The sequence below is a fragment of the Streptococcus sp. DD12 genome (assembly GCF_001578885.1).
Classification (GTDB): domain Bacteria; phylum Bacillota; class Bacilli; order Lactobacillales; family Streptococcaceae; genus Streptococcus.
Window position 1 is genome coordinate 1,100,582 of the sequence record NZ_KQ969495.1, and the last position, 12,928, is coordinate 1,113,509.

At 47.7% G+C, this 12,928-nt stretch carries 13 protein-coding genes; 4 read left to right on the plus strand and 9 right to left on the minus strand.

Annotated features, from left to right (window positions below; all coding sequences use genetic code 11):
* The first annotated feature begins 69 nt into the window (after nt 1–69).
* Together gshAB and STRDD12_RS05095 are read left to right on the plus strand one after the other, a co-directional pair.
* The gene (gshAB, locus tag STRDD12_RS05090; protein WP_066915768.1) at nt 70–2,322 is read left to right on the plus strand and encodes a bifunctional glutamate--cysteine ligase GshA/glutathione synthetase GshB; all 2,253 of its coding nucleotides are present in this window, start codon (nt 70–72) and stop codon (nt 2,320–2,322) included.
* A 126-nt stretch (nt 2,323–2,448) separates the two neighbouring features.
* On the plus strand, nt 2,449–3,096 hold the full coding sequence (locus STRDD12_RS05095) for a DUF4352 domain-containing protein (RefSeq protein WP_066915770.1): 648 nt from the start codon (nt 2,449–2,451) through the stop codon (nt 3,094–3,096).
* A 114-nt stretch (nt 3,097–3,210) separates the two neighbouring features.
* Here the strand turns inward: STRDD12_RS05095 and STRDD12_RS05100 are convergent, their stop codons facing one another.
* The 4 genes from STRDD12_RS05100 to STRDD12_RS05115 form a co-directional block, all read right to left on the minus strand.
* Entirely contained in the window at nt 3,211–3,543 is a 333-nt protein-coding gene (locus STRDD12_RS05100) for a zinc ribbon domain-containing protein YjdM (protein WP_066915772.1), read from the minus strand.
* A gap of 140 nt (nt 3,544–3,683) precedes the next feature.
* Nucleotides 3,684–4,370 (minus strand): Bax inhibitor-1/YccA family protein, encoded by a 687-nt coding sequence (locus tag STRDD12_RS05105; RefSeq protein ID WP_066915774.1) that lies wholly within the window; start codon nt 4,368–4,370, stop codon nt 3,684–3,686.
* Between the two features lie 25 nt (nt 4,371–4,395).
* Complete coding sequence (locus STRDD12_RS05110; RefSeq protein ID WP_066915776.1) at nt 4,396–4,887, minus strand: HDIG domain-containing metalloprotein; 492 nt, start codon at nt 4,885–4,887, stop codon at nt 4,396–4,398.
* Nucleotides 4,888–4,930: 43 nt separating this feature from the next.
* Nucleotides 4,931–5,662 carry a TrmH family RNA methyltransferase gene (locus tag STRDD12_RS05115; protein WP_066915778.1) on the minus strand — a complete coding sequence of 244 codons (732 nt, stop codon included), beginning with the start codon at nt 5,660–5,662 and terminating at the stop codon, nt 4,931–4,933.
* A gap of 33 nt (nt 5,663–5,695) precedes the next feature.
* Between STRDD12_RS05115 and STRDD12_RS05120 the strand changes: the two genes are divergently transcribed.
* Both STRDD12_RS05120 and yidC read left to right on the plus strand, forming a co-directional pair.
* On the plus strand, nt 5,696–5,974 hold the full coding sequence (locus tag STRDD12_RS05120; RefSeq protein ID WP_066915780.1) for an acylphosphatase: 279 nt from the start codon (nt 5,696–5,698) through the stop codon (nt 5,972–5,974).
* A gap of 77 nt (nt 5,975–6,051) precedes the next feature.
* Nucleotides 6,052–7,002 carry a membrane protein insertase YidC gene (gene yidC, locus STRDD12_RS05125; protein WP_066915782.1) on the plus strand — a complete coding sequence of 317 codons (951 nt, stop codon included), beginning with the start codon at nt 6,052–6,054 and terminating at the stop codon, nt 7,000–7,002.
* Nucleotides 7,003–7,221: 219 nt separating this feature from the next.
* Here yidC and proC read toward each other — a convergent pair whose 3' ends face one another.
* From proC to STRDD12_RS05150, 5 genes are all read right to left on the minus strand, one after another.
* Complete coding sequence (gene proC, locus STRDD12_RS05130; RefSeq protein WP_066915784.1) at nt 7,222–8,019, minus strand: pyrroline-5-carboxylate reductase; 798 nt, start codon at nt 8,017–8,019, stop codon at nt 7,222–7,224.
* Between the two features lie 2 nt (nt 8,020–8,021).
* Complete coding sequence (locus STRDD12_RS05135; RefSeq protein WP_066915786.1) at nt 8,022–9,284, minus strand: glutamate-5-semialdehyde dehydrogenase; 1,263 nt, start codon at nt 9,282–9,284, stop codon at nt 8,022–8,024.
* A 9-nt stretch (nt 9,285–9,293) separates the two neighbouring features.
* Nucleotides 9,294–10,400, minus strand: a complete 1,107-nt coding sequence (gene proB, locus STRDD12_RS05140; RefSeq protein ID WP_066915788.1) for a glutamate 5-kinase — start codon at nt 10,398–10,400, stop codon at nt 9,294–9,296.
* A 197-nt stretch (nt 10,401–10,597) separates the two neighbouring features.
* Nucleotides 10,598–11,761, minus strand: coding sequence for a MalY/PatB family protein (locus STRDD12_RS05145; RefSeq protein WP_066915790.1), 1,164 nt, complete (start codon nt 11,759–11,761; stop codon nt 10,598–10,600).
* Between the two features lie 10 nt (nt 11,762–11,771).
* Nucleotides 11,772–12,866 (minus strand): cystathionine gamma-synthase, encoded by a 1,095-nt coding sequence (locus STRDD12_RS05150; RefSeq protein ID WP_066915792.1) that lies wholly within the window; start codon nt 12,864–12,866, stop codon nt 11,772–11,774.
* Between the last annotated feature and the right edge of the window lie 62 nt (nt 12,867–12,928).

Consider the following 12,928-nt stretch of genomic DNA (forward strand, 5'->3'; position numbering starts at 1 on the left):
AATAGTACAAATATTTCGACAATTTCTCAAAAGAGACTTTCCCTGCCTTTAGATAGATTGGAGTTGGCCATGAATCTCACCAACATCTTGCAACAAACGATAGACTCTCTGCCTCTCTGGGAGGCTTCTTTCGGAGTTGAGCGTGAAGCGCTCCGTATCCAAGACGACCAGGCGCGTATCGCTCAAACCGACCACCCTGCCAGTTTGGGAAATCGAAGTTTTCACCCCTACATCCAAACAGACTTTAGCGAGGCTCAGCTGGAGCTCATTACGCCTGTCTGCCAGAGCAGTGCAGAAACCATCCGTTATTTGCGTGCCCTGACTGATGTGACCCTGCGTTCCCTAGCTGAAAACGAACGGCTTTGGCCCTTGTCCATGCCACCAAAACTGACCGACGCAGATATCCATGTCGCCAAACTCGCCAGCGACTTTGAGCGCCATTATAGGGAACACCTTGCAACCGTCTACGGCAAGCGTATCCAATCTTTGTCAGGCATCCATGTCAACATCGGTTTTGACCATCTGATTAACCATCTCCTGGCCCAAGACAGTACTTCAGACCCAAGGACTTTGCGCAACGCTTTCTACTTTAAGTTGGCTCGGCAATTTCTTCGTTATCGCTACCTGTTCACCTACCTTTTTGGGGCAACACCTCTCGCTGAGGACGGCCTCTATGCTTCTCCGCTAGACCATCCTGTCCGTAGTTTGCGGTCCAGTTCCTACGGTTATGTCAATAAAGACGACGTCCATTTTTCTTATGACAGTTTAGAAGCTTTTGTTACTTCTGTTGAGGAAGCCATCGCCCAAGGACAGCTTATCGCTGAAAAGGAATGTTATGCGCCTGTTCGTTTTCGTGGTTGTCCTAAAAACCGGGATTACCTCGCCAAAGGCGTAGCCTACCTGGAATTTCGCACCTTTGACATTGACCCGCTAAACCCACTGGGCATTGACCAAGACACGCTCGATAGCGTTCATGCGCTCTTACTAGGCCTTCTCTTTTTAGAAGAAAGTCCGACAGATACCCAGACTTGGGCAGAGTGGAATGAAGGCGTAGCCCTTAGCCATCCCTTGGCTGAACTGCCTGATAGGCTTCAACTGGAAAGCCACAAGCTCCTAGCAAGTCTCGACAGCTTGGCTCAAAAAATGAGTCTGCCCCAAGCCTTTAGCACGGCCCTTGACCGAATCAAAGCCAGTCTCGCTGATCCCAAACGAACGATCGGTGGCCGTTATTTCCAAAAACTGCAAGACGCCGACAGTCAAGAAAGCTTAGCCCTGCAGTTGGCCAATGAAAACTATGAAGCAAACCAAGCACGCCCATATGGCCTCAAAGGCTTTGAGGGCATGGAACTCTCCACGCAGATGCTTCTCTTTGACGCCATCCAAAAAGGGCTGACAGTGACGCTACTAGACGAAACGGACCAATTTGTCCAACTCAGCTATGGCAAACACACAGAGCTAGTCAAAAATGGCAACATGACCAGCAAAGACAATTACGTCACCCCTCTTGCCATGGAAAACAAGGTCGTCACTAAAAAACTCCTGACCGCCCAAGGTTTTCCTGTGCCTGCAGGGCGAGAATTCAACTCCCCAGATGAGGCCTATGCATACCATCAACAAGTCGCGCAAAAAGGCATCGTCATCAAGCCAAAATCCACAAATTATGGACTCGGTATCAGCATTTTTAAGGATGGCAGCAAGCCGGAAGACTACCGTAAAGCTTGCGATATCGCCTTTGCTGAAGACACTAGCATCCTAGTCGAGACCTATCATCCCGGCACCGAATACCGTTTCTTTGTCTTAGACGGCGAGACCATTGCTGTCCTTCTACGGGTTCCAGCCAATGTTGTGGGGGACGGCAAACAGACCATCGCCCAATTGGTTGCCCAAAAAAATGCTAACCCACTACGGAGCAGCGGTCACCGCTCACCACTAGAGACCATCCAGCTAGGCGACATTGAGCGCTTGACCCTGTCTCAGGCAGGCTTAAACCCCGACAGCGTCCCAGAACCAGGGGCAATCGTTTACCTGCGGGAAAATTCTAATGTTTCTACCGGTGGCGACTCCATCGATGTGACCGACCAGATGCATCCTTCCTACAAACAATTAGCAGCACAAATGGCGCAAAGTATTGATGCTTGGGTCTGCGGTGTTGATTTGATTATCCCAGAGGCCAGTCAGGCCTATGATGGGCAAAATGCCGTTTGTCTCGAATTGAATTTTAACCCTATGATGTACATGCACACCTATTGTGCCAAGGGTCCCGGACAGGCCATTACCCCACGCATTTTGGACAAACTATTTCCCGAACTCAACACCCACTAGGCAAAGGCGCAAAGGTGGATAAATTCTTTTTTTGCAGAACGCTTTCACATTGACAAGTGGTCTTTGGCTCTGTATAATTTGACCTACACATGAAATTGAAACGTTTTGTCATCAAAAGGAGTTTACATGAAACACGCAAAACACAAAAATCGCTTGATGGTCTTTGGTAGCCTTGCCATCGTTTTAGCTGTTATCGTTTGGATTGCTACCAGCATCAACAACTATGACCCTGAGACAGGAGGCAAACGTACAGCGTCTTCTAGCAGCTCCAGTCAAGTCTCTGGCAGTAGCTCACAAGCCCAGGCAGGCTCAACAGACGCTAGCTCTGATGCAACAAATACAGCGACTAGTACCGATGCAAGCACAAGTAGCTCAGACCCTGCTTCTGTACCTGCAGGGACGACAGCGACCACAGACAACAGCGATGGCACACAGACTGCAACCTTTGGAGGTGCGGCAACCTATACCATTACAGGCGCACAATTTATCGATACCGGTGATGGTAACCGGGTGCTTCAAGTCACCTACAACGTGACCAACCTCTCTGGTCAAGAAATCCCAATCGGAACAGATATGGACCTCTATGCTGGTGGTACCAAGATGAGTTATTACGGTAGCGATAGTACCATCGACACCCTAGATGCTGGAGCTAGCTACCAAGGCGCTGTCCAATATTTTAACGTGACAAGTTCTGGTAGTTTGAGCTTACAGATTGTTCCTTTGGTTGACTTGTCTCAAGAACCCGCAACCATCAGCCTAAATGTCAGCAATTAACACGACTAACTGAGAGCATACAAAAAAACAGAAGAAGACTTCTTCTGTTTTTTGTATGCCTTTCTGTGACGACGGACTCGCTTGCCAGAAAGATACCGGACATCAACCTGCCATCTAGTTTTTCTTTACAAATTCAGATTTCAGTTTCATAGCCCCAAAACCATCAATTTTACAATCGATGTTATGGTCACCTTCAACGATGCGGATATTCTTGACACGTGTCCCTTGCTTAAGGTCTTTTGGCGCACCTTTTACCTTTAGGTTTTTAATCAAGGTCACGCTATCTCCGTCTGCCAGACGGGTACTGTTCGCATCAAGAGCTACCGGTCCTTCTTCTTCAACAGCAGCATTTGGGTCCCACTCATAGGCACATTCTGGACAAACTAAGAGGATGCCGTCCTCATAGACGTATTCTGATTGACATTTTGGGCAATTTGGTAAAGACATAAGTTCTCCTTTAGATTTTCTATCTTTCATACTAACCTAAAAGCGTCATTTAGGCAAGAGGCCCCAGAGAGATTCTCCAAAAGCACCGATAGACCAGACACTTTTAGTCATAAAAAAACAGTGCCCTGGGCACTGCCGTTTTAATCGCGACTTCCAAAGATACGCAAAAGGCTCAAGAAAATATTGATAAAGTCAATATAAAGATTCAAGGCCATAGAGATTGCCCAACCATCAGTGGTCACACCACCCGATTGGTAGTAGACTTTTTTAATGACTTGATTGTCATAAGCGATAAGTCCTGAAAAGATAAGAACAGTTACGATAGAAATCAAGTAAGACAAGGCTGATGACCCCATAAAGAGGTTAATCACTGATGCAATCAAGATACCAATTACGCCAGCAATCAAGGCCTTGGCCATACCAGATAAATCCCGTTTAACCATGATGCCGACTGCTGACATGACGAAAAAGAGAACCGCTGATGAGATAAAGGCTGATAGAACGGTTTGTGCAGTATAGCCTAAAATCACAAAGGTTAAGGTGAAGCCATTCAAGGCCGAATAGACCAGAAAGAGAGGTAAGGCTGCCGGACTATTTTTGGCTGCTGCTGGTCCTGCCATAAAAACAATGGCAATTTCTGCAAATAGAGCAATGTAAATCATCATGGGTGCCTGCAAAAGAGCTATGGTATTTTGCACAAATACCGTCAGCATCAAGAAAGAAATCAAGGCTGACAAGCCGATTCCCATCCCTACCAGGCTATAAATTTTGGCATAAAAGCGGTTTAATCCCGCATCTGTGCGACTTTCAATCGTTTGATATGACATAAAAACTCCTTTATTTAAAAATAACTTAGTGATTGTGGCTTCCTAAAAACTTACGTCGGGTGCGTTGCCACTTAGACCGTAGCGGAAGACTGGCCTCTTTGACAGCCCAATATTTATCCACCAAGGTCACAATATAGCCTTCCTTAAAGCGTGGGGGTGCAATGGTAGCCCCCCACATATGTTTAAGGATGATGTCTTCTTCACGACGGTTAAGCGCCGTGAGCTTTCGCGCATTTTTGACAGCAATGCGTGGATGCACCCAAGCGTGGCTCTTATTAAACTTAGTTTCTCGCCAGTCGTAATAAAAGAAATCATGCAGGAGGGCGCCACGTGCTGTGCTTTTCGCATCCCAACCTAATTTTTTGGCCAGACGATAACTGGTATAGCTCACATGAATCGAGTGTTCTAAGCGGGTCGAGTTGTGATGCTGGACAATGCCTTCTAGCTTTTGAAAGCGTGGATGACGAATCAAATGCCCAACAATAGCCATATATTCTTTATCGTTACGGTATGTCATAAGTCTTCTCCTACTTTTAACACCCCATTATCTCACAAGCAGTTTAAAGATAGCTAAAAAGCAAAATACCACAGGCGATAGCCACATTGAGACTTTCCGCTTGACCTGGCATAGGGATATGGACCAGCTGGCTACTGGCTTTTGCCAAACTCGTTGAAATCCCTTGTCCTTCATTTCCCATGGCTAGGATAAAATCCGTCCCAGGTGACACGTTACGGTAGTCCACCGATGTTTGGCTCAAGGTACTCGCTAAAAGGGGCAGGGCCAAACCATCTAAAATATCCGAAAGTGGCATGCGATAAATAGGCAAATGAAAATGACTGCCCTGCATGGCCCGTAAGGTCTTTTGGTTGTAAATATCCGCACAACCCGAGGTCAAGAGAACCCCCGTGATGCCCGCAGCATCCCCCGTACGAATCATGGTCCCAACATTTCCCGGGTCTTGGACCTCTTCTAAAAGCAACCACCGCCCTTTGGATAAATCACAGGTTTCGACAGGCGAAAAAGCCAGCTCTGCAATGACACCTTGCGGACTTGGAACTTCTGACAAGCTAGCCAAGACCTCACGTGTGACCACTAAAACATGAGGAAGATGGGCCACCCTTTCCTGGTAGGCCTCCTCTACAAAAATCTGACGGACCTCTACCCCTTGTGCGAGCGCCTCATCTAAAAGATGCCAGCCCTCGACCAAATAACTATTTGTCCGATACTTTTTTTTCAGTAATTTTCTGGCTTTTTTTATCCGATTATTGTCTTTTGAGGTTATAATGGTCATGGTAATATTATATCAAAAAGAGGAGGACTTCGGATGAAAAAGCTTCACTTAATCGTTTCAGGACGCGTTCAGGGAGTCGGTTTTCGCTATGGAACTATGCAGGTCGCCCAGGACATCGGAGAGATTTATGGCCGTGTCTGGAACAATGATGATGGCACGGTTGAAATTTACGCCCAATCTTCCGACAGCCTCAAATTAGCCCAATTCGTTCAAGAAATTCGAAAAGGGCCTACACCTTTTGCCAAGGTGACCTATGTCGATGCCCATATTGGAAATTTCAAAGACTATCATGATTTTAAGATGGCAAATTAGGGTTATCTATTGTGTAATTGCCTCAAAAATGATAGAGTAAACTGGTATTTTCAAAAAATTAACAAAGGAAGAATCTTGTGAGAAAACAAAGCAAATACCTCCTGCTGTCCTTGGTGACAGCCTTATCTCTTTTCGTCTTATCAGGTTGTGTCCAGACGAAAAATGGCGTTCCTACCGGTGACGGCTGGGTTTACAACCTCTTGGTTCGTCCGATGGGGAACGTTATCCAATTCCTAGCCCTTGACTGGCACTTGGGCTATGGTTGGGCCATCATCTTGGTGACCCTCTTGGTGCGCGTGGTTATTATCTTGCCTTTGGGCTTGTCTCAGTCTTGGAAATCAACTTACCAAGCTGAAAAACGCAACTACTTGCAACCCCATCTCGAACCGCTCAACGAAAAGATGCGCAATGCCGAGGCTCAAGAAGAGAAACTGGCTATCCAACAGCAAATCATGCAAATTCAGCGTGATAATGGGGTCAGTCTCCTCGGTGGAATCGGTTGCCTACCCATCATCATCCAGTGGCCATTCTTCTCTGCTCTTTTTTACGCCACCCGTTACACCAAGGGGATTGCTGGACATAGCTTCCTCGGGATGAACCTCGGGGAAACAAGCCTGGTTTTAGTGGCCTTGACAGGGTTACTCTACCTCTTCCAAGGTTGGCTATCAACGCTGACGGTTCCTGAGGAACAGCAAAAGCAAATGCGCCAGATGATGTTCCTCATGCCAATCATGATGGTCTTCTTCACCTGGTCAGCACCGGCCGGAGGGGCCATTTACTGGCTGGTCAGTGGGGCTATGGGAATTATCCAACAAGTCATCACCATGTACTGGATTCGTCCAATCATGAAAGAACGGATTGACAAGGAATTCGAAGAAAACCCGCCTAAAATCCCTGATTTCACACAAGGTGCCCGTAAAGATGTGACCCCACAAACCAATGAGGGGCAAAAGAATCTAGCGCCAACGCCTAAAGCCAGTGGGCAAAACAAGCAAGGCCGTAATGCTGGCAAACAAAAGCAACAGTGAGAGGTCCATTAGGACATCCCGCTGACAAGGCATCACAAAGAACCTATCAGCTTTCCTAATCTGAGGAAAGACTGATAGGTTCTTTTGTTTGTATAGATACTACAGCGCCTGCATCGCGCATCATCCCAAATTCACGCAAGTAAAAAGCCCTCAGCAAGCCGTTAAAACGGGCCAAAGGCTCCACAAGTATTTTCAAATCTTGGGAAAATCGCTCACTCGTTAAGGACGAAGAGACTGCGTTTTCTCAAAGGCTGCTTGAACTGCTGAGATGACTATGCCTGAAAATCCTGCCTGGTCCAAAGTAGCAGTCCCTAGGATAGTCGACCCACCTGGGCTGGTGACTTGGTCTTTTAAAACAGCAGGATGCGCCTTGGTCTGACGCAAGAGTTCCGCCGAACCTAAAAGCGTCTGAGTGGCCATATCTTGGGCCAATTGTCGTGGCAGGCCTGCTAAGACACCCGCATCCGCCAAGGCCTCAGCAAAGCGAAAAACAAAAGCCGGTCCACAACCCGCCAGAGCAGTAGCCGCATCTATCAGATTTTCAGCCAAGGGCACCAAGTCCCCTGCTTGTGCAAACACACGCTCAAAGTACATCTGTTCGTCAAAAGACACACCTGGCCCTACCGTATAGCTTACGACACCAGCCCCTACTGCTACGGGGGTATTCGGCATCATGCGAATCCAGCGGGTCGCATCCGTTGTGTAAGACCGCAAGGTTTCTAAATCCAAGCCTGCCGCCATTGAGACTAACACAAGTGACGGGCGATGACTTAATAGGTCTTTGGCTTGCGCCAAAAGGGCCTCAAATTGATGAGGTTTCACCCCAATCACAACCAAGTCTGCCTCCTCAAAGACAGTGGCCACACTGGCAGCTTCTCCCCCATATTGCTCCACGAAATGGGTCACTTTTTCTGGGCTACGATTGGCTAAAAGCAAGCGCTCATCGGGAAGCGACCGACGAACAGCACGCGCCAGACTTGCTCCCATATTCCCCAAACCAATAAATCCAATTGCCATACCTACTCCCTTATTTGTCCATTCCCTTGAATGATGTACTTGTAAGTCGTCATCTCTTTTAGCCCCATTGGACCACGCGCATGCAGTTTTTGGGTGGAAATGCCCATTTCACAACCCAAGCCAAACTGCCCACCATCGGTAAACCGCGTTGAAGCATTGACATAAACTGCAGCACTATCAACCTGACGGGTAAATATTGCCGCATGTGCCTTATCCTCTGTCACAATAGCGTCTGAATGGTGAGTGCTGTGTTGCTCAATGTGGTCAATCGCTTCTTGAAGACTTGAAACCACTTTGACAGCTAGGACATAATCCAAAAATTCGGTATCAAAGTCGTCTGGACCGGCCAGCTGCCCTGGAATAATTGCTTGGGCCTTGGCATCACATTTTAACCTTACCGGCTCTAAACCTTGAGCTTGGCGTTGGCTTACCAAACGCTGGTAGATGGCTGGCAGAAACGCTTCTGCCACTGCTTCATGAACCAAGAGGACCTCCATGGCATTGCAGACGGAGGGCCGACTCGTTTTAGCATTGGCCACAATCGCTAGAGCCTTATCCAAATCAGCTTGCTCATCAATATAAACATGGACGATACCTGTCCCTGTCTCGATGACCGGAACCAGAGCATTTTCCACAACGGCTTGAATAAGTCCTGCACCACCTCGTGGAATCAGCACATCCAGATAGCCTTTGGCTCGCATCATCGCATAACTGCTCTCACGGCTGGTATCTGACAAGAGCTGAACGACCTCAGGCGAGATAGCCGTCTGAGCTAGAGCAGATTGAATAGCCCGTACAATGGCAAAAGCCGATTGATAGGCATCTTTACCCGTGCGCAAAACCACCGCATTCCCGCTCTTGAGGGCCAAAGCCGCCGCATCAGAGGTCACATTGGGACGGCTCTCGTAAATGATCCCGACAACCCCCATTGCTACTCGGCATTTTGTCAGAACCAAGCCATTGTCTAGCGTCGTTTCATCTAAGATTTCTCCAACGGGATCCGGCAGTTGAGCTACTTGTCGAATACCTGCCGCCATACTGATCACACGCTCGTGATCTAGGTACAAACGGTCTAGCATGACTTCTGAAATATGCCCACGGGCCAGAGCCATGTCCTGAGCATTCGCTACTAAGATGTCCTCTACTTGAGCTTCTAGCGCATCGGCTATGGCTAGCAGGGCTTGGTTTTTCTCTTCTTCGCTCGCTGTGTTGATGGAGCGTTTCACAGCTTGAACGCGCTTGAACTGTTCTTGTGTTTCTGACATGCCTACCTCCTAAAAATCTGTAAAGATGGACTGAAGCTCATCCGTCATTGAGATCCAGTCATCTCGGTGAATCAAGACGCCTTTTGGGCTAGCCGACTGGAGCATATCCTTGATCGCTGCTTGGCCAAACTGCACGCGCCCTTTCCCTAGAATCCGGCCCTTGCTATCACACACCGTCACAATATCGTGATAGCTAAAACCACCTGAGACTTGGCTGACCCCCGATAACAGTAAGCTCTTGCCGTGGCCCACCAAGGCATCCGCGGCTCCCTCGTCAACCACGACTTGCCCTTGACTTTGTGCATAAAAAGCCAGCCATTGCTTTTGGGTCTTTAGTCCCTTTTTTCGGGCTTCAAACAGCGTGCCATCACCCTGTTGTGTGGCAGCCTCGATGAGCGCATCGGGCTTTAAGGACGAGCAAATGTAGACCGGAACGCCTGACTGCGTGGCGATAACAGCTGCCCTTAGCTTGGTCAACATGCCACCGGTTCCATTAGCAGAACCGCTCCCACCAGCCATAGCCACCACGGTAGTATCGATTTCCTTGACCTTATCCAATCGTTTGGCTGTCGGGTCCTTGGCTGGATTTGCCGTATAGAGACCATCAACATCAGTTAAAAGTACCAACAAATCCGCCTGAACCATGGCAGCAACCTGCGCACTTAAGGTATCGTTATCTCCGACCTTGATTTCCTCAATAGCGATACTGTCATTTTCATTGATAATAGGAATGGCGCCACGGCTCAGCAAAACTTCCATCGCTTGATGGGCATTTTTATAACGTCTACGGTCATGGAAGTCATCCTGGGTCAGCAAAATCTGCGCCGAAACAATCTCTCTTAACAGGAGGTTGGTGGTATACTCTTCCAGCAAGAGTCCTTGACCGACAGCTGCCGCCGCTTGCTTATTGGCCACTTTGAGCGGTCGCTTTTTAAACCCCAGAGAAGAAAAGCCTGCTGCAATGGCCCCTGACGACACTAAAACCAAGTCATGCCCCGCCTCATGCAAGACCGCTAACTGATTGGTGATGGCCTTGATTTTCTGCCGAGAGATACTCCCATCGGGGTTGGTCAAAGAAGATGTCCCTACTTTAAAAACGATACGCTGGTGCCCCATGTCTTGCCTCTTTCTTTTTGTCTTCCTACTAGTATACCATGAAAAGTAAAAAAATAATCTTAATATCTATTTTTATACCCTCATAGCGGTAAAAAGCCACTTATCCCTTACCTCAGGACCTTCGTTTTCTAATGACAAAGAGACTGCCCCTTTCATGGGCAGTCTCCTTGTTTTTGCTATTTTTTATGCTAGTCAGCTCAGGTATTTTCAAAAACACGCACCAAGCGATTCAGTGCTTCGTCCAGAATACGCGTAGGAGTGGCTACATTGAGGCGCAAGTGTTGGCGCCCTTCCTTACCAAAGGTAGCCCCATCATTGAGCACCAACTTGGCCTCATAACGTACCTTCTCGAGAAGGTCTTGATGGTCTAGACCATAGGCTGAAAAATCCAGCCAAACCAAGTAGGTGCCTTCTGGTTTCATCACAGCTATCTTGGTGTCTTTTAGCCGGTCACTCACCAAGTCCACATGCTTTTCCACCAATTCCTTAAACTCTAAGAGCCAAGGCAACCCTTCTCGGAAAGCATTTTCCGTTCCTAAAAGCCCCAAGGTTGAAATTTCGTGTTGGTTATTAGCCAGAACCTGCTTTTGAAAACGCGCCCGTAAGTCAGGGTTCTCAATCAAGGCAAAACTATTTTTAATGCCTGCTAAATTGAAGGTTTTGGTCGCACTCGATAAGACAATGGTGAAATCTTTAAAGTCAGAAGACAAGGTATTAAAGCTGTGGTGTTTGTGCCCAAACAAGGCCAAGTCTTGGTGAATCTCATCTGAGACCAAGATAACCCCATGTTTGCGACAGAGGTCACCGATGCGTCTTAATTCCTCTTCCGACCAGACACGTCCTCCAGGATTATGCGGGCTACACAAAACATAAACTTTAACGGCCTGCTCCACCAAATCTTTTTCAAGTTGGTCAAAATCAATCTCAAAATGCCCCTGTCTTTCCACTAGTGAATTCGTCACCAACTGACGTTGGTTGAGGGTCACCGTGCGAGCAAAAGGAGGGTAAACAGGCGTATTGATCAAAATGGCTTCACCAGGTTTCGAAAACGCCTGAATTGCCACTCCGATGGCTGGAACAACCCCAGAGATAAAGACAATCGCTTCTTTAGTGACCTCGTAACCGTGTTGCTCTTTTTCCCAGTCAATAACAGCCTGATAAAGGCTTTCTCTGGCGACAGGATAGCCATACACTTGGTAGGACCGCAATTCATCGAGGGCAGCATTGAACTCTGGATAGACCTCAAAATCCATATCCGCTACCCACAAAGGCAAAACTTCCGCATCCTTTTGACTTTCTTGCCACTTGTAAGAATTGGTCCGAATACGATCTGGTAGGGTTGTGAAATCATATTTTCCCATAGGCTACCTCCTAAGCTTCCAAGGCGTTTTGTAAATCTGCAATCAAGTCACTGGCATCCTCAATCCCGATGGATAAACGCAACAAATCATCGGTCAAGCCATACGAAGCTCTCACCTCTGCTGGAATATCCGCATGGGTTTGAGTCGTTGGGTAGGTAATCAAGCTCTCCACCCCGCCAAGACTCTCTGCAAAGGTGAAGACCCGCAGACGGTTCAAGATATCTGGAATCCGCCCCTCGTCAGCAACTTTAAAGGAAATCATGCCCCCCTTACCAGTGTAAAGGACTTCCTTGACCGCAGGACTAGCCTCTAGAAAAGCAACCACTGCCTTGGCGTTCTCGCTGGATTTTTCCATTCTGATTTTCAAAGTCTTCAAGCCCCGCATCAGCATGTAGGAATCAAAAGGTGACAAGTTAGGACCTGTTGTGTTGAGGTCATAAAGCAACTGAGCGTGAATATCAGGGTCATCTGTCACCACCACGCCCGCTAAAACGTCATTGTGACCTGACAAGTACTTGGTCGCAGAGTGTAAGACCACATCAGCGCCTAGTGGGATTGGGGTTTGGTAAACAGGACTGTAGAAGGTATTGTCCACCACCAATTTTGCCCCGTTCGCATGGGCTTTTTCTGCTACTTTTTCAATATCAAATTCTACCATCAAGGGGTTGGTTGGTGTTTCAAGATAGACAATATCTGTCTCCTGCGTGATAGCCGCCAGCAGCTCATCTTCGGTATTGTGATAGGTAAAACTAAAGCGCCCTTGTTTTTCCATATCGTTAAACCAACGGAAAGAGCCTCCGTAGAGGTCGCGACAGGCCACCACCTTGCTACCGACTGGGAAATATTCCATAGCCAGTACAATGGCACTCATGCCAGAGCTCGTTGCAATAGCAAAACGCGCCTTTTCAATGGCTGCTAGGGTTTTCTCCAAAGTCGCTCGTGTCGGATTTTTCGTACGTGTGTAATCATAGCCTGTCGATTTACCAAACTCAGGGTGTTGATAAGTCGTTGAAAAATACAGGGGTGCTGTCAAAGCCCCCGTAACCTCGTCTGAATTAATCCCTGCATGGGCCAAAATGGTATCTAATTGGTATTCCTCAGTCATAAACATCCTCCTTGGTCTTTCCCTCTATTTTAGCACTATTTGACAGGGCGAGGCTTTGGATT

What these genes read in the sequence shown, in the direction of transcription:
- STRDD12_RS05145 (WP_066915790.1), bottom strand. Translation starts at nt 11,761, where the DNA reads ATGGGAAAATATGATTTCACAACCCTACCAGATCGTATTCGGACCAAT.
- proB (WP_066915788.1), bottom strand. Translation starts at nt 10,400, where the DNA reads ATGGGGCACCAGCGTATCGTTTTTAAAGTAGGGACATCTTCTTTGACC.
- STRDD12_RS05105 (WP_066915774.1), bottom strand. Translation starts at nt 4,370, where the DNA reads ATGTCATATCAAACGATTGAAAGTCGCACAGATGCGGGATTAAACCGC.
- STRDD12_RS05135 (WP_066915786.1), bottom strand. Translation starts at nt 9,284, where the DNA reads ATGTCAGAAACACAAGAACAGTTCAAGCGCGTTCAAGCTGTGAAACGC.
- STRDD12_RS05095 (WP_066915770.1), top strand. Translation starts at nt 2,449, where the DNA reads ATGAAACACGCAAAACACAAAAATCGCTTGATGGTCTTTGGTAGCCTT.
- STRDD12_RS05120 (WP_066915780.1), top strand. Translation starts at nt 5,696, where the DNA reads ATGAAAAAGCTTCACTTAATCGTTTCAGGACGCGTTCAGGGAGTCGGT.
- proC (WP_066915784.1), bottom strand. Translation starts at nt 8,019, where the DNA reads ATGGCAATTGGATTTATTGGTTTGGGGAATATGGGAGCAAGTCTGGCG.
- STRDD12_RS05110 (WP_066915776.1), bottom strand. Translation starts at nt 4,887, where the DNA reads ATGACATACCGTAACGATAAAGAATATATGGCTATTGTTGGGCATTTG.
- STRDD12_RS05115 (WP_066915778.1), bottom strand. Translation starts at nt 5,662, where the DNA reads ATGACCATTATAACCTCAAAAGACAATAATCGGATAAAAAAAGCCAGA.
- STRDD12_RS05150 (WP_066915792.1), bottom strand. Translation starts at nt 12,866, where the DNA reads ATGACTGAGGAATACCAATTAGATACCATTTTGGCCCATGCAGGGATT.
- gshAB (WP_066915768.1), top strand. Translation starts at nt 70, where the DNA reads ATGAATCTCACCAACATCTTGCAACAAACGATAGACTCTCTGCCTCTC.
- STRDD12_RS05100 (WP_066915772.1), bottom strand. Translation starts at nt 3,543, where the DNA reads ATGTCTTTACCAAATTGCCCAAAATGTCAATCAGAATACGTCTATGAG.